This window comes from Azospirillum picis (assembly GCF_017876115.1).
Lineage (GTDB): Bacteria > Pseudomonadota > Alphaproteobacteria > Azospirillales > Azospirillaceae > Azospirillum > Azospirillum picis.
The window spans coordinates 1-17720 of sequence record NZ_JAGINO010000036.1 but is presented as its reverse complement, the minus strand read 5'-3'; the positions used below and the strand labels follow the sequence as shown (position 1 = coordinate 17720).

Here is a 17720-nt window from a genome sequence, read left to right as displayed (position 1 = left end):
TGTCCATGCGGATGGTCTCCCTTTGCGTGCAGGTGCGGAAGGCGGTAGGCCGAACCGGCGGCCGTCTGCGTCCAGGGCCGCGAAGGGCGGCGGCTAGGCGGCGGGCGGCAAGGCGACGGAAGCCCGGCTCCCGGCCCCGTCCCCGAACTGCCCTAGCCAGCGGGCCGTCCGGGCGGGGGCTCCCGGAGGTTGTCGCGACGGCCTTCCCTTAGTTCGCCGGTCCCATGAAGACGCTGTCGCGGCTGTCCTTGTCGGCGTTGGCCGTATCGGCCAGCCGGAAGGTCAGCGGCAGGGAGGCGGCCGTTACCGCGGAGCGGGGGGCGGTCACATAGACGCGGTAGGTCGCCACGCTGTCCGCGTCGGCCGACAGGGCGGCGGTGTGGGCCGAGCCTTCATCCTCCGCCTCGCCGATCACCTTGATCTCGGCACCGGCGATGCCGTCGACGCTGAGGGTGTAGGCGCGGTTTTGCCGGGTCTTGTTGGCGACCTTGAAGGTGTAGGCGTTGCGGATCGAGCCATCCGACAGCGTCACGAACAGCGGGGCGCGGTCGCGCAGGATCGTGATGTTCAGGCTGGGCCGCAGGGCGAAGCTCCAGGCCATGGCGCCGCCGATGACCAGCATCAGCAGGGCGTAGACGATCACGCGCGGACGGATCAGGCGCCAGTTGTAGGTGCTGCCGGCGGCGCGGGTGTCCTGGGCCGCGAGCGAGTCGAAGGCAATGAGACGGGTCGGCAGGCCCTGCTGGATCATGATGCTGTCGCAGGCGTCGACGCACAGGCCGCAGTTGATGCAGTCGGCCTGTTCGCCGGTGCGCACGTCGATGCCCATCGGGCAGACCTGAACGCACTGGCCGCAGTCGATGCAGTCGCCGAACCCTTGGGCGCGGCGCTCGTCCCAGCTCTGCGACTTGCGCTTGGGGCCACGGTTGTTGCCGCGGTCGGCCTGATAGGTGACGACCAGCGAATGTTCGTCGAGCATGGCGCTCTGGATGCGCGGCCACGGGCACATGTACATGCACATCTGCTCGCGGGTCCAGCCGGCCATGATGTAGGTCATGCCGGCGAAGATGGCGAAGAAGCTCACCGCTTCGTAGCTGGCCTCGAAGGTGACCAGATCGCGCAGCAGGGTGGGCGCATCGGTGAAGTAAGCCAGGAAGCCGAAGCCGGTGACGAGGCTGAGCGCCATCCAACCGGCATGCTTGCCGGCCTTGCGCAGGATCTTGCGCGCGGTCCAGGGCTGCTTGTCGAGGCGGATGCGCTCCGCCCGGTCGCCCTCGAAGGTCCGCTCGATCCAGACGAACAGGTCGGTCCACACCGTGTGGGGACAGGCGAAACCGCACCAGACGCGACCGGCCAGGGCCGTCGCCAGGAACAGCCCCAGAGCTGCGACGATCAGGATGCCGGTGAGGTAATAGATCTCCTGCGGCCAGATCTCGATCCAGAACAGGAAGAAGCGCGGGGTGGTCAGATCGAACAGCACCGCCTGGGCCGGCGCATCGGGACCGCGTTCCCACCGGATCCAGGGGGCGATGAAGAACAGCGCCAGCAGAACCGAAAAGGTGATGGTTTTCAGGCGGCGATAAAGGCCCTTGACCGCCTTCGGATGGATCTTCTTCTGGGTTTCGAAAAGCTGGAGCTTGGCCGGTTTGGCGGCTTCCGGCTGAACGATGCTTCCGTCTGGCATGTCGATGCGCCTGGGTTCCGGTTCCACATTGGTGCGGAGCATAATCGACCTGCACAGCACGGCCTTTGACCTCGGTCAAAAACATCCGTATTTTGAAAAGCCATCGAATTACTAAGGCTTTTCGCGGGTGCGAAGGGTGCGCCTACCGGGCTGGTTATTACTGCCTCCTCCTGTTCGCAGACAAGAAAATTGTTTTGCCTTCACCTGCGTAAGCACACATATTATTTTCAAAACAAGCAGTATTAAATGGCGACGATCAGCAATACGTACCGTGCAGCCTTTCCGATCGTCACGAGCAGCAGGAACAGGCGCAGATCGACGCGCAGAATGCCGGCGACGAGCGTCAGCGGATCGCCGATCACCGGCACCCATGCCAGCAGCAGCGACCAGACGCCGAAGCGCTGGTACCAGCCGGTCGCCCGCTCGACCAGACGGCGGGGCACCGGGAACCAGCGACGGTCCTGGAAATGCATCAGGTAGCGGCCGAGCGCCCAATTGACCGTGGAACCGGCGACGTTGCCGGCCGTCGCCGCGAGGATCAGCATGGCGTCGTCGTAATTCCCGGATGCGTGCAGGCCGGCCAGCAGGATCTCCGACTGTGCCGGGAAAATCGTTGCGGCTGCGAGCGCCACCAGGAACAGGCTCCCATAGGCCGTGACATCGGACATCCTGCAAGTCCCTTTCCCGCCAATGCCTTGGCTGCTTGGTAAGCCGTCGGCGCAGGATTAGGCGGTGCGGGCGGGCGAATTCAAGGGTGCTTGGAGGGCGCTTGAGCCGACGGACCGGCCCGGACCCCCGCGCAATGGCGCTTGCCCGGAAAACGGCAAGAGACAAGAATGGGGCGGAAGGTCGCCAAAGGTGCCGGAGGATACGGGTGTTTCCCATCCACGCCCGCCGGCCCGATCCTCGGGAGGACTCCAGGCGCATGGGAGCTACCGGATTCGCCCGCTTCGATGCCGACGACCGTCTGGTGTGGGCCAACGCGGCATTCTCCGCCAGCTTCGGTTCTCCCGCCGATGCGACTCTCGCCGGCCTGCTGATCGGGGCGCTCGGCGAAGCGGGGCTTGCCGCGCTGCGCCGCGGGGGTCCGGTGACCTGGGAGCCGTCCGGCCGGGCGGCACTGACGCTCGCTCTCGGCGACGGAACCGCCGACGAACGCCTGCTGACGGCAGTCGAGTGTCCGGCCGCCCCGGCATCCGTGCCCGCGGCCGAAGCGGATGGCCCCTGGGCGAGGACGAGTCTCGTCCTCGACTGCCTCAGCCAGGGGGTGATGGCCTTCGACCGCGACTTGCGGCTGGTGGCCTGGAACCGCCGCGTGCTCGAGCTCCTTTCCATCGACCCGGCTTTCCCGCGCCATGGCCAGCCTTATGAAGCGGTGGTCCGACACATCGCCCGGCAGGGCGGCTACGGCGCCGGCGATGTCGAAGAGCTGGTGGCACAACGGCTCGACTACATCCGCAAGGCCTCCTGGCCCTTCTACAACGAGCGGGTCCGGCCCGACGGCGCCGTCATCGAGACGGTGACCCTGCCGCTGCCGGACGGCGGGTTCGTCACCACCTACACCGACATCACCCAGCGCAAGCAGGCGGAGCGCGAACTGGCCGCCAGCCGCGAACTGTTCGAGCTGGCGATCCGGGCGGCCCGCGAGGGCATCTCCCAGTGGGACCTGCGCACCGGGGAGGTGTGGTTCTCGCCGCAATGGTGGGGGCTGCTGGGCTATGGCGACGGGGAGGCGGACAACAGCCGGCGCCGCTGGGAGACGCTGATCCACCCCGACGACCGCAGCGAAGCGCTTGCCATGATGGAGGAGGTGGCGGCGGGGCGCCGGACCGAGAGCCGCCTGCTGCAGCGGTTCCGCCACCGGGCGGGCGGGACGGTGTATCTGGAGACCCGCTCCATCTCGGTGCCCGGCGGCGACGGCCGGCCGTTCCGCATCGTCGGCTCCCATACCGACGTCACCGAAAGCGTCCGTGCCGCCGAAGCCGTCCGCGCGGCCAAGGAGGAGGCCGAGCAGGCCCTTCAGGACCTGAAGGAGGCGCAGGTCCAGCTCATCCAGGCGGAGAAGATGGCCGCGCTGGGATCGCTGGTTGCCGGGGTGACGCACGAGATCAACACGCCGGTCGGCATCGCCTTGACGGGTGCCTCGCTGTTGGCCGAGAAGACGCGCACCCTGCGCCGTCTCTACCAGGACGGTGCCCTGCGGCGGGGTGACTTCGCCGACTTCATCGACGTCGCCGACGAGGCGACGCAATTGATGCTTTTCAACATCGAACGGGCCACCCGCCTGATCCAGAGTTTCAAACAAGTCGCGGTCGACCAGTCGAGCGAAGAACGCCGCGTTTTCGACCTCGGCCACTACATCCACGAGGTGCTGCACAGCATCGGCATGCGCATCCGCCGCAGCGGCCATGCCGTTACCGTCCACTGTCCGGAAGGCTTGATGCTGGACAGCTATCCCGGTGCCCTGGGTCAGATCCTGACCAACTTCGTCCTCAACTCGATCCTGCACGGCTACGCTCCGGGCGAGCGCGGGCATCTCGACATCGACGTCACGCTGGTGGGCGCCGAGGTGGAGCTGGTCTATGCCGACGATGGCCGCGGCATTCCGGCCGATGTGCAGGGGCGGGTCTTCGAGCCCTTCTTCACCACCAGCCGGGAGCGTGGCGGCAGCGGGCTGGGGCTCAGCATCGTCTATACGCTGGTGACACGCAACCTGCGCGGGCGTCTGCGCCTCGACAGCACGGACGGTGCAGGAACGGCCTTCATCCTGCGCTTTCCCAGGGTCACTCCGTCGGAGCCGCCACCGCTGTAGCGGCCGGACCGATCGGCGCACCGTTCCGCATGGTCTGTATCGGGGGGCAACCGGCCCTGATCGCCGGCCGGCGCGACGGGTCCCGTCGATTGGACCCGGTATGGTGGAAGGGGCTGGATTCGAACCAGCGTACGCGTACGCGGGCAGATTTACAGTCTGCTGCCTTTAACCACTCGGCCACCCTTCCGCCGGGGCGCAGAGGAGTAGCCGCTCGCCCGGGGGGCGTCAAGCCCTTTTGTGAACGGCTGGGCTTAAGCTTCGAACGTCCAAAAAAAACCTCCGCCCCGGGAGCGGGGCGGAGGTTTTTCAAATCGACGTCGCTCGCGGACGCTCGAAACCCGGTCAGTTAGGCCGGCGCGATGTGCGGTGTGCCGGGATCGGGATCGGGCGGATCGCCTGCTCCTCGCGCCGGCTGGCCGACATGTCGATCTCGACCCGCGCCAGAGCCTTGCGCAGCTCATGCACGGTATCGGACAAGGACTGGATCGTGCCTTCGCTCGGCTGCTGGCGCCAATTGCGGTAGGCGGAGATGCAGGCCTTGGCGGTGTCGCGCAGACGACCTTCCACGGCATCCACCGGCGGCGTCGGCTGACCGGCGGCGCGAGGTGCCGCGGCGTCCGTGCCGGCCGGAGCCGCAGCGGTGACGGCGGGAGCGGGAGCCGGGGTCGCGACGGGAACCGGGGCGGGTTCCGGGCGGCTCAGGCGCAGGGTTTCGCTCGGCGCCGCCGCGGGAGCGGGGGTTTCGGCGGCCGGAGCGGCATCGGCCGCCGGTTCCGTCCGCGACGCGCGGGTCAGTGTCGTGCGCGCGGTGCGGCCGATGGGCCGTCCCTCGCGGCGGGTGGCATCGGCCGAACCCGAACCCGAAGCCGGGGCCGCGGCGGGAGCGTCCGCCGCGGGGGCGCTTTCCGGTGCCGGCGCCTCGTGGGCCGCCTCGGCTACCGGAGCGGGGGCCGGGGCCGCCTCGGCGTCACCGGCGGCATCGGCGTCGCCGACTTTCAATTCACCCTGGCCGCTTGCCGCCTCTGCCTTCTTGATGATGTAGGAGATCGCGCTGGGCGTGCATTCAAACTCGCGCGCGATGGCCGACAGCGTCGCGCCGCTGCGGTAACGATCAAGAATTTGGGGCCATGCCGACTGCGGAATGCGCCCACGCTTCTTGGGAGACTCCGGTTCGCTCCCGGTTTCTGAGTTCATTATGTCGCTCGGTTGCCAAAGTGAATTTTCAGTCATTCGTCAGCATGTCCACCCGGACCGCAGCTTTCCAACGCGGGACCACGCGGGCGCGTGCGTCGGCTGCATCGGGCTTCACGCTGGCGGGCGATGTTTTCAGTATGGACGAATATCGGAAACTCTTCTCAAAAATGCCAGCATAACTTTGCACGGGGCCGTGATTTTGTGCCGGCCGCTACCGGCGGATCGCCACGTCTGGTTGAGGGTTTGCAAAGGGCCGGCTGTTTTAAAAAATGCCGCCTTGCGGATCTTTTCAAAAACGCGATGGACCCCGGGCAGGGGGTGATGCGTTTTGCCAACAGAAATGGGTCCGGCCGGCCCGTCAAACCGGCCGCCTCTGGTCCCAAACAGTATCGGCGGAGACCGTCCATGCCGCATGCGCCCGCGCCGCATTCGCCTTCCTCCACCCGACGCCTTCCCGCGGCCGCGCTGTCCGCGCTGTTGACGGGGGCCGCCCTGCTGCCGCTGCCGATGCTGGCGGCCGGGACGGCCGCCGCACAGGACGCGTCCGCGGCGCCCAACGCCAGCCGGACCTACTCGCCGCCGTCCTTCCGCGACCTTGCCCGGACGCAGATCGACACGGTGGTCAACATCTCCAGCACCCAGGCGCCGCAGGGTGCCTCGCCGGGTGGAGGCCGTTCGCCGGAAGGGTTGGAAACGCCTCCCGGCTCGCCGCTGGAGGAGTTCTTCCGTGAGTTCCGCAACCGCCAGCGCGGCGGTGGGAGCAGCCCGGAGGAGGATGGGCAGGGTCCGCAGGGCGGTGGCCCCAGCATGGCGCTGGGCTCCGGCTTCATCATCGATCCCACGGGACTGATCGTCACCAACAACCACGTCGTCGCCGACGCGGCCGAGATCTCCGTAACCCTTCATGACGGCAGGAAGCTGCCGGCCAAACTGGTCGGGGCCGACGCGCCGACCGACCTCGCGCTGCTGAAGGTGGAGAGCGACAAGCCGCTGACGGCCGCCCATTGGGGCGACAGCGGCACGGTGGAGGTCGGCGACTGGGTGGTGGCGATCGGCAATCCCTTCGGTCTCGGCGGGTCGGTGACCGCAGGCATCCTGTCGGCGCGCGCCCGCGACATCCAGCAGGGCCCCTATGACGAGTACCTGCAGACCGATGCCGCCATCAACCGCGGCAACTCCGGCGGCCCGCTCTACGATGCCTCGGGGGCGGTGATCGGCATCAACACCGCGATCTATTCTCCGACCGGCGGCTCCGTCGGCATCGGCTTCGCCATCCCGTCGTCGCTGGCGCGGCCGATCGTCGAGCAGTTGAAGGACAGCGGCAAGGTGCGGCGCGGCTGGCTGGGCGTCCAGGTCCAGCGGATCACGCCGGACATCGCCGAAAGCCTGGGCATGGACGCCGAGGCCGGGAACGGCGGGGGCGGCGCCCTGGTCACCAGCGTCTCGCCCGGCAGCCCGGCCGCCGAGGCCGGCCTGCGGCAGGGCGACGTCATCACCGGCTTCAACGGCAAGCCGCTGACGCAGATGCGCGAGCTGCCGCGCCTCGTGGCCTCGTCGGGGATCGGGAGCGCCGTTCCGGTCACCATCCTGCGCGGCGGGGAGACCCGGTCGATGCAGGTGACGCTGGGCGAACTGCGCGACGAGCCGCAGCAGGTCGCGATGGCCGGGTCGAGCGGGGCTCCCCGTTCGGCGCAGCCGGAGGAAACCCGCACCGCCCTCGGCCTCAAGATCGCGCCGCTCACCCCCGGCCTGCGCGAAACCTTCTCGATCGCCGCCGACATCGAGGGGCTGGTGGTCACCGAGGTCGACAGCGACAGCGCCGCCTCCGACCGTGGCCTCGATCTCGGCGACGTGATCGTCGAGGCCGGGCAGGAGCCGGTGGCGACCCCCGCCGACCTCGACAGCCGCATCGCCAAGGCGCGCGAGGCCGGCCGCAAGACCCTGCTGATGCTGGTCAGCCGCGGCGGCGACCTGCGCTACGTCCCGCTGCCGCTCGACGGCCGCAAGGGCTGAGTCCGGGACCGTCCCGGTCCGGCAGGCGGGCGGGGAGTTCCGGCCGGGCCGCGGCGCCCACCGGGAGTCTCCGCCCGTCCGCTTCCGGCGGGATGTGCATCCCGCGGCCGGCGTGGTCCGCGAGGCTGCCGCCGGGGTGGGGAAAGTCCCCGCTCCGGTCCCATCCTTTTCCGCTACCGTTCGCCGCGCCGCGAGAGTAATTTGCCGCCCGTTTGGTGAATGGGATGGCAAACCGTGAGCATCTATCCGGAGAGCGGCCAGCCGGTGCGGCTGTCGGTCGTTGTCCCCGTTTTCAACGAGGCCGAGAACGTGCTGCCGCTGCTCGAGGAGATCGAGCGGGCGCTGGCGGCGGTCGGTGGCCACGAGATCATCTTCGTCGACGACGAGTCCGAGGACGACACCCAGGCGCGCCTTGCCCCCGTGGTGGCGGCCGGCCGCCTGCGCCTGCTGCGCCATGACCGGCGTTCCGGCCAGAGCGCGGCCGTGCGCAGCGGGGTCAAGGCGGCGCGCGGCGAGTTCGTGGTGACGCTGGACGGCGACGGCCAGAACGATCCGGCCGACATCCCGGCGCTGTTCGCGCTGGTCTCCGCGGGCCGGGCCGGGTCCCCGGTCCTGGTCGGCGGCATTCGCCGCAAGCGGCAGGACAGCCTGTCCAAGCGCTGGGCATCGAAGGTCGCCAACGCCGTCCGCCAGTCCTTCCTTCAGGACGGCTGCACCGACAGCGGCTGCGGCCTGAAGCTGTTCCGGCGCGACGCCTTCCTCGACCTCCCCTTCTTCGGGGCGATGCACCGCTTCCTGCCGGCGCTCTTCCGCGCCCATGGCCACCCGGTGGCGTATGTGCCGGTGAACCATCGCCCGCGCGAACGCGGCGTGTCCAAATACAACAACTGGCGGCGCGGCCTGATCGGCGTGGTCGATCTGCTCGGCGTCTACTGGCTGAAACGGCGGACCAAGATGTCGCCGGTTTCCGAACGGCTCTGACCGCACCACACGACCCCTACGGGACAGGATCATCCTATGCTTGAGCGCGCCGCAGCGTGGTTCCAGGGCCAAAGCACCACCGACCTGGTCTGGGTCGGCATCGGCTTCTTCGCCCAGCTCATGTTCACCATGCGCTTCGTGCTGCAGTGGATCGCCAGCGAGAAGGCGCGCCGCAGTGTGGTGCCGGAGGTCTTCTGGTATTTCTCGCTGGCCGGCGGCGCCCTGCTGTTTGCCTACGCCTTCTACCGCTTCGATCCGGTCTTCATGCTGGGGCAGGGGATGGGTCTGGTGATCTATGCCCGCAACGTCTATTTCGTCTGGACCCACAAGAAGTCGCTGGGACAGGGCGACGCGGTGCCGAGCAAATCGTGACCTTGCCCGTCTCCGCGGACCTGCCGGGCGGCCGCCTGCCGGTCTGGGCCTATGCACTGCTGGCGCTGATCGCCGCCGTCCTGTTCCTGCCGGGCTTCACCGTCCTGCCGCCCTTCGACCGCGACGAATCCCGCTTCGCCCAGGCTTCGTCGCAGATGCTGGACAGCGGCAACTTCGTCGACATCCGCTTCCAGGACGAGACGCGCTATAAAAAGCCGGTCGGCATCTACTGGCTTCAGAGCGCCGCCACGGCCGCCACCGACGCGCTCCGCGGCGTGCCGGCGGGAACCGGAAAGGTGATCTGGACCTACCGCATCCCGTCGGTCCTCGGCGCCATTCTCGCTGTCCTCGCCACTGCCTGGGCGGCGGCGCGGCTGTTCGGCGGCCCGGCCGGCTTCATCGCCGGGCTGATGCTGGCGTCCTGCGTCGTCCTCGGGGTCGAGGCACGCATGGCGAAGACCGACGCGGTCCTGCTCGCCACCGTGGTGATCGGGCAGGGGGCGCTGGCGCATCTCTACCTGACCCGGCGCCAGCCGGCCCCGGCCGGCCGGGCGGCCTGGGGGCCGCCGCTGGTGTTCTGGATCGCCGCCGGCGTCGGCGTGCTGGTGAAGGGGCCGATGGTCCTGCTGGTCTCCGGCAGCACGGCGCTGGTGCTGGCGCTGTGGGACCGCGAGGCGGGGTGGCTGAAGCGGCTGAAGCCGCTGGCGGGCATCAGCATCGTCGTCGCCATCGCCGCCCCCTGGCTGATCGCCATCGCCATCAAGAGCAAGGGCGCCTTCTTCGCCGAGTCCGTCGGCCACGACATGCTGGGCAAGGTGTCGGGTGGGCAGGAGGGCAAGGGACTGCCGCCCGGCTACTATCTCGGCACCTTCTGGGTCACCTTCGCCCCCTGGTCCTTCCTGGCGCTGCTCGCCGTTCCCTGGGCCTGGGCGCGGCGCCGGCTGGATGCCGTGCGCTTCAGCATCGCCTGGATCGTGCCGAGCTGGCTGGTGTTCGAGGCGGTCCCGACCAAGCTGCTCCACTACACCCTGCCGGTCTTCCCGGCCATCGCCGCCCTTGCCGCGGCAGCGCTGCTCGGCGCCTTCGACCGCAGCCGCGAGCGGCCGCGCCGCTGGCTGGCGGTCGCCGCCGCGGTGCTCGGCAGCCTCGGGTTCGGCGCGCTGGTCCTGGCGGTCGCGGTGATCCCGTGGCTGGTCGACCGGCGGATCGATCCGTTGGGAGCGGCCATGGTGCCGGCGGTGGGCGGCCTCTTCGCCCTCGCGCTGCGCTCGGTGCTGCGGGGGGAGCGGCGGACCGGGCTGGCGTCCGGTGTCGCGGCGGCGGCCATGCTCTATGCCGGGACCTATGCGGTCGTGCTGCCGGGGATCGACGGCGTCTGGATCAGCCGGCAGGCGGCCCGTGCGGTGGCGCAGGGCGCACCCTGTCCGGACAGCGTCGTCGCCTCCGCCGGTTATTCGGAGCCGAGCCTGGTCTTCCTGCTCGGCACGCCGACGAAGCTGGTGCATGGCGCCGGAGCCGCCGCGCATCTCAGGGAAAGCCCGGCCTGCGGCTTGGCGCTGGTGGAGGATCGCGAGACGGCGGCGTTCCTCGACAGCCTCGGCACGATGCCGCCGCTGGCGCTGACGGACTTCTCCGGGTTCAACTACAACACCGGCAAGCGCCTGCACCTGACCCTCTACCGGCTGGCGGCGTCGCGATAAGGGCGGCCCAGTGGTGGCGGCCCGGTGGTGACAGGCGGGGAGGGGCGGGCTGCCCCGCACGGGTGATGCCGGCGCAGGCATGGGTAATGCGGCTGCGCAATGGACGGCGCGGCCGCTTTCCGCTCGACTGTCCCTTCCGATCCGTTCCGGACGAAAGGCGCCTGTTCTATGCCCCGCGTTACCCACGCCGCTCTGACCATGTCCGCCGTCGCCACCCTGACGGTGATGGCGTTGACGTCGCCGGCCCACGCCCAGAAGCAGGAATACGATCCCTGGGTCTACAAGGAGATGGTGCCGACCGGTCCCTACCTGCGCAACCTGGAGCAGGCGCAGCCGGTTCCCGGCCCCGCCCCCTCCCACTGGGGGGCCCTCGGCAAGAACGGTGAGTTCCGTGCCGGCATGCAGCGGTACGGCACCGACGTGAAGCAGACGACCCGCCACTATTCCAACACCCATTCGCTGACGCCGCCCGCAGTCGACCCCGCGGCGGCCAAGCGCATGGCCGCCCCGCCGCGCAGCGCCGATCCGCCGCCGGCCCCCCGCACGGTGCAGCGCCCCTGATCCCATGCAAGGCGGCGGGCCGGACGGAAATCGGCCCGCCGGCTCCGCCGCTCACTGCGGGCGTCCCTCTCCGTACTCTTTTGTCAGGACGCTGCCGGGGCCTCCCCTGGGCGCCATAGCCACGCTGCACCGCGCACGCCGCTGGAATCCCCATGGCGGGCGCGGCGCACCGGCGTGTCGAGCCGGTCGGTGAAGGCCCAGCGCGCCATTGCGTCGGGCAGGCGGGCATAGAGCAGCTCCGCATTCGACAGGCCGCCGCCCAGTACGATCACGTCGGGATCCAGGAGGTTGGCCACCGCCGCCAGCCCGCGCCCCAGCCGGTCGACCAGCCGTCCGGCGGTGGCGGCGCAGGCGGGATCGCCACCCGATGCCGCACGCTTCAGGATCGCCGCGGCGTCGAGCCGCTCGCCGGTGACGGCCGCGTGGTCGGCGGCCACCGCCGGGCCCGAGACGTAAGTTTCCAGGCAACCGTTCTTGCCGCAGTAGCAGGCCGGTCCGGGCCGCTCGGCATCGGTCGGCCAGGGCAGCGGGTTGTGGCCCCATTCGCCGGCGATGGCGTTGCGCCCGCCCAGCACCCGGCCGTGCGCGACGATGCCGGCGCCGCAGCCGGTGCCGAGGATCGCCGCGAAGACGACGCCGCAGCCGGCCCCGGCGCCGTCGGTCGCTTCCGAGACCGCCAGGCAGTTGGCGTCGTTCTCGATCCGCACGGGACGCCCGAGCGCCGCGGCGAGATCACCGCGGAAGTCCCGGCCGATCAGCCAGGTCGAATTCGCGTTCTTCACCAGTCCCGTCGCCGGCGATATCGCCCCCGGAATCCCCAGGCCGACCGTTGCCCTCGGCCCGCCGGCCTCTCCCTCCAGCCGGTCGACCAGGGCGCGGATGGTGGCGATGGTGCCGTCGTAATCGCCGCGCGGCGTGGGAACCCGGTGGCGCGCCACCTGTCTTCCCTGGTGGTCGAGCAGGATGCCTTCCGTCTTCGTGCCGCCGAGGTCGATGCCGATCCGATGGCCGCCGTCGTAATCAGGCGCTGTGCCCGCCATGCTGAGAATTCCGTCCGTCGATGGTGGCCCATCCATAGCGTCGCCGGCCGTGTGCCGTCCAGCCATGCGCCGCACCGCAAAGGTGGTGGCGCCGTGGCAGCCGCGCCGCGGTGATGGGACAAATCGCAAGCATCGGGCAATTCCCGTTGACCGGCCTTGGCGTTCGGGTAGAAGGTCGCCTCCTCCCGTTCAGACACACCGCGCCACCGGAGTCACTGATGAGTCGCCAGCGCGCTGCCCTTCGCCTTTCGTTCCAAGCCCTCACCGGCGTCGCCGTTCTCGGCGCGTTGCTCGCCCTGCCGGCAACGGCGGGATCGGCCGTCGCCAAGGAGGCTGCGAAGCCCGCTGCCAAGGCGCGCCCGGCCAAGGCCAGTGCCCCGCAGGCGCCGGCCTGCTACAACCGCAGTGAGCACGCGGCCGAGCAGCTCATCCGCATGCACACCGAGATGATGGTGGTCGGCCTGACCTGCCGCACGGTGGTGCCGGACAAGAAGCCGTTCGATCTCTACCAGGATTTCTCGGTCAAGAACCGCGCCATGCTTTCCAACTCGGAAGCGGCGATGATCGGCTATTACAAGCGGACCTCCGGCGGCAACGCCACCCGCAATTTCGACATGTACCGCACCGAGCTCGCCAACGAGATCAGCCGCCGGGCCGCCACCATCGGCATCCCGCAATACTGCGCGAACTTCGTCGACCGCTCGGCCGCCGCCAAGGATCTGACCGCCGAGGACCTGCGCACCCTGACCTCGGACGAGAAGGGTGCCGGCCTGATGTACATGTCGAGCAAGCCGCTGTGCGACGTGAAGGTCGTGAGCGTTCCCGACACCTACGCCGTCGCCCAGGCACCCGCCGCCTCGACGGCCAAGGTCGCGTCGGCCAAGGCGGGCAAGCCGGCGACTGCGAAGCCGGCGAAGGCCCCCGCGCCGGCGAAGCCGAAGCAGAAGGTCGCCGCCGTGCCGTCGAAGGCGGACGTCGCGGTCCGCTGAGTCGCCAAGCCGGGGCCGGGGCGCACGCCGCCGTCGGCCCGATCCGTTCGTGATGCAAACGCCCCGCCGGCAGCCGCCGGCGGGGCGTTTGCCATTTCCGCCCGAACGTCGCGCCTTCTCCGAATTGCGCGCAACAAACGGAAAAACTGCGGCAAAAAACCTTTGCGAACATTCGCGATTTGGGTTGACCTATGACGGAAGATTTGACTAATTTGCCGCTCCCAACCTGAGCCATCGGGCTAAGCCGTTGATCCGGACCCTGTTCCGGCGGCGCTGCCGACGCGGCTGGCGGGATGCAGTCCAAGGAACCGGGCGCCCTTGAGGAGGCTCAAGGAGGCGTCCAAATGAGAAGGTCGCAAGCGATGTCCGAACAGAAGCTGACCGGCGCCCAGATCGTCATCAAGGCCCTGAAGGATCAGGGCGTTGACATCATCTTCGGCTATCCCGGCGGCGCCGTACTTCCCATCTACGACGCGCTGTTCCAGCAAAACGACCTCAAGCATGTCCTTGTACGCCACGAGCAGGCCGCGGTTCACGCGGCCGAAGGTTACGCGCGCTCGACCGGCAAGGTCGGCTGCGTGCTGGTGACCTCCGGCCCCGGCGCCACCAACGCGGTGACCGGCCTGCTGGATGCGCTGTGCGACAGCATCCCGTTGGTGTGCCTGTCGGGCCAGGTGCCGACCCACCTGATCGGCAACGACGCCTTCCAGGAAGCCGACACCACCGGCATCACCCGCCCCTGCACCAAGCACAATTACCTGGTGAAGGACGTCGACAACCTGGCCCGCACCCTGCACGAGGCCTTCTTCGTCGCGCGCAGCGGCCGGCCCGGCCCGGTGCTGGTCGACATTCCGAAGGACGTGCAGTTCGCCGACGGCACCTACGTCCCGCCTGCCGAGGTCAAGCACAAGACCTATCGTCCGCAGGTGAAGGCGGAGATGGCCCGCATCGAGGAGGCGGTGGACCTGATCGCCAACGCCAAGCGGCCGGTCTTCTACACCGGCGGCGGCGTGATCAACGCCGGTCCTTTCGCGGCAAAGCTGCTGACCCAGTTCGTCAAGGCCACCGGCTTCCCGATCACCTCCACCCTGATGGGCCTGGGCGCCTTCCCGGCGTCTGAAAGCCAGTGGCTCGGCATGCTCGGCATGCACGGCACGTACGAGGCGAACCTCGCCATGTACGAATGCGACGTCATGATCAACATCGGCGCCCGCTTCGACGACCGCGTCACCGGCAAGCTGTCCGACTTCTCGCCGGGGTCCAAGAAGATCCACGTCGACATCGACCCCAGCTCGATCAACAAGAACGTCGCGGTCGACATCCCGATCGTCGGCGACTGCGGCGCCGTGCTGGAAGACATGCTGCGCGTCTGGAAGGCGCGCGCCAAGTCGCCGGACAAGGCCGCTCTGAAGGAGTGGTGGGGCAGGATCGAGGGTTGGCGCGCCCGCAACTGCCTGAACTACAACCGCACGGAATCGGTCATCAAGCCGCAGTACGCGCTGGAGCGCCTGCGCGAGGCGCTGCGCGGCAAGGACCATTACATCACCACCGAGGTCGGCCAGCACCAGATGTGGGCCGCCCAGTTCCTGCCCTTCGACCAGCCGAACCGCTGGATGACCTCGGGCGGGCTCGGCACCATGGGCTACGGCCTGCCGGCCGCCATCGGCGCCCAGCTCGCGCACCCCGACGCCATCGTCGTCGACGTGTCCGGCGAGGCCAGTTTCCTGATGAACATGCAGGAGATCGGCACCGCCGTGCAGTATCGCGCGCCGGTCAAGATCTTCATCCTGAACAACCAGTACATGGGCATGGTGCGCCAGTGGCAGGAACTGCTGCACGGCTCGCGCTATTCCCAGAGCTACTCCGAAGCGCTGCCGGACTTCGTCAAGCTGGCGGAGGCCTGGGGGTGCGTCGGCCTGCGCGCCACCACGGTGGCCGAGGTGGACCAGGTGATCGAGAAGATGCTGACGGTCACCGACCGCCCCTGCATCATCGACATCGCCGTCGATCCCAAGGAGAACTGCTTCCCCATGATCCCGGGCGGCAAGGCCCACAACGAGATCCTGTTCGGTCCGGACGACAGCCCGTCCAGTGCCACGCCGGAAGACGGCATGGTGCTGGTCTGACCGGCCGGGGAAGAACGAGCAAGGGGAACCGGGACTCATGGACCAGAACATGATCGAGAAGCACACCATCGCCGTGCTGGTGGACAACGAGCCGGGCGTGCTCGCCCGCGTCATCGGGCTGTTCTCCGGCCGGGGCTACAACATCGAGAGCCTGACGGTGGCGGAGGTGAACAACGCCGACCACCTGTCGCGCATCACGCTGGTCACCTCCGGCACCAGGATGATCATCGAGCAGATCAAGGCGCAGCTCGGCCGGCTGGTGCCGGTGCACCGCGTCCACGACCTGACCGACGAAGGCCCGGCGGTCGAGCGCGAACTGGCGCTGGTCAAGGTCGCCGGCACCGGCGACAAGCGGATCGAGGCGCTGCGGCTGGCCGACATCTTCAAGGCCAAGGTGGTCGACGCCACCCTGACCAGCTTCGTCTTCGAGCTGACCGGCACCACCGAGCAGGTCGACGATTTCGTCGGTCTGATGGGCCAGCTCGGCCTCGTCGAGGCCAGCCGCACCGGCGTGGTCGCCATGTCGAAGGGGCCGACGGCTTTTTGAAGCGGTCCGGAAACGGGCTTTGGTAATCTGTGCAAGATCGGGGCGGCGGAAACGTAAGGAAGCTCTGCGTACGGCCGCCCGGTCGAGCGATTGTTTCCCTTGACGGGCGGCTTTGCTCAATGGAGTAATCCGCCGCAGGAAACGCACTCTGTCTTTGTTCGTTGCGAATTCAAGGAACCATCTCCATGCGCGTCTATTACGATCGTGATGCCGACGTCAACCTGATCAAGGGCAAGAAGGTCGTCATCGTCGGCTACGGCAGCCAGGGCCATGCCCACGCCCACAACCTGCGTGACAGCGGCGTGAAGGACGTGCGGATCGCGCTCCGCCCCGGTTCGGCCACCATCAAGAAGGCCGAGACCGCCGGCTTCCAGGTCATGACCCCGGCCGAAGCCGCCGCCTGGGCCGACGTCGTGATGGTTCTGACCCCGGACGAGCTGCAGGCCGACCTGTACCGTGACGATCTGGCCCCGAACATGAAGCAGGGCGCCGCCCTCGCCTTCGCGCACGGCCTGAACGTCCACTTCAACCTGATCGAACCGCGCGCCGACCTCGACGTGTTCATGATCGCGCCGAAGGGTCCCGGCCACACCGTGCGCAGCGAATACCAGCGTGGCGGCGGCGTGCCGTCGCTGGTCGCGGTGCACCAGAACGCCTCGGGCAACGCGCTGGACATCGCGCTCTCCTACGCCTCGGCCAACGGCGGCGGCCGCGCCGGCATCATCGAGACCACCTTCAAGGAAGAGTGCGAGACCGACCTGTTCGGCGAGCAGGCCGTGCTCTGCGGCGGCCTGACCGAGCTGATCCGCGCCGGCTACGAGACGCTGGTCGAGGCGGGCTACGCCCCCGAGATGGCCTACTTCGAGTGCCTGCACGAAGTGAAGCTGATCGTCGACCTGATGTACGAGGGCGGCATGGCCAACATGCGCTACTCGATCTCCAACACGGCCGAGTACGGTGACTACCGCACCGGGCCGCGCATCATCACCGCCGAGACCAAGGCCGAGATGAAGCGCGTCCTGACCGACATCCAGGAAGGCCGCTTCGTCCGCGACTGGATGCTGGAGTGCAAGGCCGGCCAGCCATCCTTCAAGGCAATCCGCCGCCGCAACGCCGAGCACGAGATCGAGAAGGTCGGCGAGAAGCTGCGCGCCATGATGCCCTGGATCGCCGAGCGCCGCCTGGTCGACAAGTCGAAGAACTGACCGGTTCCATCTCCCGGTTCGTAAAAGAGCGCGTCCCCATCCCGGGGGCGCGCTTTTTTCTTGGCTGGCCTGTCGGCGGCCGGCGTGGGCGCCATGGCGGACGTTGGTGTACGCATGCGGGCAACACAAATCTGTCTTGCAAAAATCCGTCAGGCTGGTACTACCGAAAAAGTCACGGGAACGGTCTCCCGTTCGGCCTAGCCGGGCATGGGACCGCGTTCGAGAATAGGAAAAATCATGGTCCGTCAGGCGGATAGACGGAATTCCGGATGATGCGGCATTCCGTTTGGCGATCGGGCGGGCTGTATCGGACAGGGGGCTGCTGTTGCGTGATCGGTGTGCCGAGTGTGCCCGTGCCGCCGCACCCTGCCTTTGCGCCGCGCTGAAGGTGGGGTGAGGACATGGAATATTTTCTACAGCAATTGATCAACGGCCTTTCGCTTGGAGCGATCTACGGTCTGATCGCGATCGGCTACACGATGGTGTACGGCATCAT

General features: G+C 68.5%; 14 protein-coding genes, 1 tRNA gene and 1 pseudogene. 11 read left to right on the top strand and 5 right to left on the bottom strand.

Going from position 1 to position 17720, the window contains the following annotated elements; genetic code table 11:
* Positions 1-208: 208 nt before the first annotated feature.
* Positions 209-1684, bottom strand: coding sequence for a cytochrome c oxidase accessory protein CcoG (gene ccoG / locus J2850_RS29700; RefSeq protein ID WP_246513753.1), 1476 nt, complete (start codon positions 1682-1684; stop codon positions 209-211).
* A gap of 242 nt (positions 1685-1926) precedes the next feature.
* Positions 1927-2352, bottom strand: a complete 426-nt coding sequence (locus J2850_RS29695) for a YqaA family protein (RefSeq protein ID WP_209990684.1) — start codon at positions 2350-2352, stop codon at positions 1927-1929.
* 257 nt (positions 2353-2609) lie between these two features.
* Between J2850_RS29695 and J2850_RS29690 the strand changes: the two genes are divergently transcribed.
* Positions 2610-4496 carry a PAS-domain containing protein gene (locus J2850_RS29690; protein ID WP_209990681.1) on the top strand — a complete coding sequence of 629 codons (1887 nt, stop codon included), beginning with the start codon at positions 2610-2612 and terminating at the stop codon, positions 4494-4496.
* 101 nt (positions 4497-4597) lie between these two features.
* On the opposite strand, the gene J2850_RS29685 is transcribed toward J2850_RS29690, so the two are convergent.
* A tRNA-Tyr gene (locus tag J2850_RS29685) sits at positions 4598-4683 on the bottom strand.
* Between the two features lie 155 nt (positions 4684-4838).
* Positions 4839-5690 carry a hypothetical protein gene (locus J2850_RS29680; protein ID WP_209990677.1) on the bottom strand — a complete coding sequence of 284 codons (852 nt, stop codon included), beginning with the start codon at positions 5688-5690 and terminating at the stop codon, positions 4839-4841.
* A gap of 405 nt (positions 5691-6095) precedes the next feature.
* Here J2850_RS29680 and J2850_RS29675 point away from each other — a divergent pair, with 405 nt between their 5' ends.
* The 5 genes from J2850_RS29675 to J2850_RS29655 all read left to right on the top strand — a co-directional run bounded on the left by J2850_RS29675 (position 6096) and on the right by J2850_RS29655 (position 11317).
* Entirely contained in the window at positions 6096-7703 is a 1608-nt protein-coding gene (locus J2850_RS29675) for a DegQ family serine endoprotease (RefSeq protein WP_209990674.1), read from the top strand.
* Between the two features lie 219 nt (positions 7704-7922).
* Positions 7923-8684: a glycosyltransferase family 2 protein gene (locus J2850_RS29670; RefSeq protein ID WP_209990672.1), complete on the top strand. Its 762-nt coding sequence runs from the start codon at positions 7923-7925 to the stop codon at positions 8682-8684.
* Positions 8685-8720: 36 nt separating this feature from the next.
* Positions 8721-9056, top strand: coding sequence for a lipid-A-disaccharide synthase N-terminal domain-containing protein (locus J2850_RS29665; RefSeq protein WP_209990669.1), 336 nt, complete (start codon positions 8721-8723; stop codon positions 9054-9056).
* Entirely contained in the window at positions 9053-10756 is a 1704-nt protein-coding gene (locus J2850_RS29660) for an ArnT family glycosyltransferase (RefSeq protein WP_307354598.1), read from the top strand. The genes J2850_RS29665 and J2850_RS29660 overlap by 4 nt, the downstream gene beginning before the upstream one ends.
* Before the next feature lie 168 nt (positions 10757-10924).
* A complete protein-coding gene (locus J2850_RS29655; protein ID WP_209990666.1) occupies positions 10925-11317 on the top strand; it encodes a hypothetical protein in 393 nt (130 codons plus the stop codon).
* Between the two features lie 83 nt (positions 11318-11400).
* Here the strand turns inward: J2850_RS29655 and J2850_RS29650 are convergent, their stop codons facing one another.
* Complete coding sequence (locus J2850_RS29650; protein WP_209990663.1) at positions 11401-12357, bottom strand: ROK family protein; 957 nt, start codon at positions 12355-12357, stop codon at positions 11401-11403.
* Positions 12358-12575: 218 nt separating this feature from the next.
* Here J2850_RS29650 and J2850_RS29645 point away from each other — a divergent pair, with 218 nt between their 5' ends.
* The 5 genes and pseudogenes from J2850_RS29645 to J2850_RS31945 form a co-directional block, all read left to right on the top strand.
* Positions 12576-13346: a hypothetical protein gene (locus J2850_RS29645; RefSeq protein ID WP_209990661.1), complete on the top strand. Its 771-nt coding sequence runs from the start codon at positions 12576-12578 to the stop codon at positions 13344-13346.
* A gap of 362 nt (positions 13347-13708) precedes the next feature.
* On the top strand, positions 13709-15472 hold the full coding sequence (locus J2850_RS29640) for an acetolactate synthase 3 large subunit (protein WP_209990757.1): 1764 nt from the start codon (positions 13709-13711) through the stop codon (positions 15470-15472).
* A gap of 37 nt (positions 15473-15509) precedes the next feature.
* Positions 15510-16019 (top strand): acetolactate synthase small subunit, encoded by a 510-nt coding sequence (ilvN, locus tag J2850_RS29635; RefSeq protein WP_209990658.1) that lies wholly within the window; start codon positions 15510-15512, stop codon positions 16017-16019.
* A gap of 185 nt (positions 16020-16204) precedes the next feature.
* Complete coding sequence (gene ilvC / locus J2850_RS29630) at positions 16205-17224, top strand: ketol-acid reductoisomerase (RefSeq protein ID WP_209990656.1); 1020 nt, start codon at positions 16205-16207, stop codon at positions 17222-17224.
* Between the two features lie 401 nt (positions 17225-17625).
* Positions 17626-17720: pseudogene (locus tag J2850_RS31945) on the top strand (branched-chain amino acid ABC transporter permease LivH); the annotation flags it as partial.

What these genes read in the sequence shown, in the direction of transcription:
- ccoG (WP_246513753.1), bottom strand. Translation starts at nt 1,684, where the DNA reads ATGCCAGACGGAAGCATCGTTCAGCCGGAAGCCGCCAAACCGGCCAAG.
- J2850_RS29695 (WP_209990684.1), bottom strand. Translation starts at nt 2,352, where the DNA reads ATGTCCGATGTCACGGCCTATGGGAGCCTGTTCCTGGTGGCGCTCGCA.
- J2850_RS29690 (WP_209990681.1), top strand. Translation starts at nt 2,610, where the DNA reads ATGGGAGCTACCGGATTCGCCCGCTTCGATGCCGACGACCGTCTGGTG.
- J2850_RS29680 (WP_209990677.1), bottom strand. Translation starts at nt 5,690, where the DNA reads ATGAACTCAGAAACCGGGAGCGAACCGGAGTCTCCCAAGAAGCGTGGG.
- J2850_RS29675 (WP_209990674.1), top strand. Translation starts at nt 6,096, where the DNA reads ATGCCGCATGCGCCCGCGCCGCATTCGCCTTCCTCCACCCGACGCCTT.
- J2850_RS29670 (WP_209990672.1), top strand. Translation starts at nt 7,923, where the DNA reads ATGGGATGGCAAACCGTGAGCATCTATCCGGAGAGCGGCCAGCCGGTG.
- J2850_RS29665 (WP_209990669.1), top strand. Translation starts at nt 8,721, where the DNA reads ATGCTTGAGCGCGCCGCAGCGTGGTTCCAGGGCCAAAGCACCACCGAC.
- J2850_RS29655 (WP_209990666.1), top strand. Translation starts at nt 10,925, where the DNA reads ATGCCCCGCGTTACCCACGCCGCTCTGACCATGTCCGCCGTCGCCACC.
- J2850_RS29650 (WP_209990663.1), bottom strand. Translation starts at nt 12,357, where the DNA reads ATGGCGGGCACAGCGCCTGATTACGACGGCGGCCATCGGATCGGCATC.
- J2850_RS29645 (WP_209990661.1), top strand. Translation starts at nt 12,576, where the DNA reads ATGAGTCGCCAGCGCGCTGCCCTTCGCCTTTCGTTCCAAGCCCTCACC.
- J2850_RS29640 (WP_209990757.1), top strand. Translation starts at nt 13,709, where the DNA reads ATGTCCGAACAGAAGCTGACCGGCGCCCAGATCGTCATCAAGGCCCTG.
- ilvN (WP_209990658.1), top strand. Translation starts at nt 15,510, where the DNA reads ATGGACCAGAACATGATCGAGAAGCACACCATCGCCGTGCTGGTGGAC.
- ilvC (WP_209990656.1), top strand. Translation starts at nt 16,205, where the DNA reads ATGCGCGTCTATTACGATCGTGATGCCGACGTCAACCTGATCAAGGGC.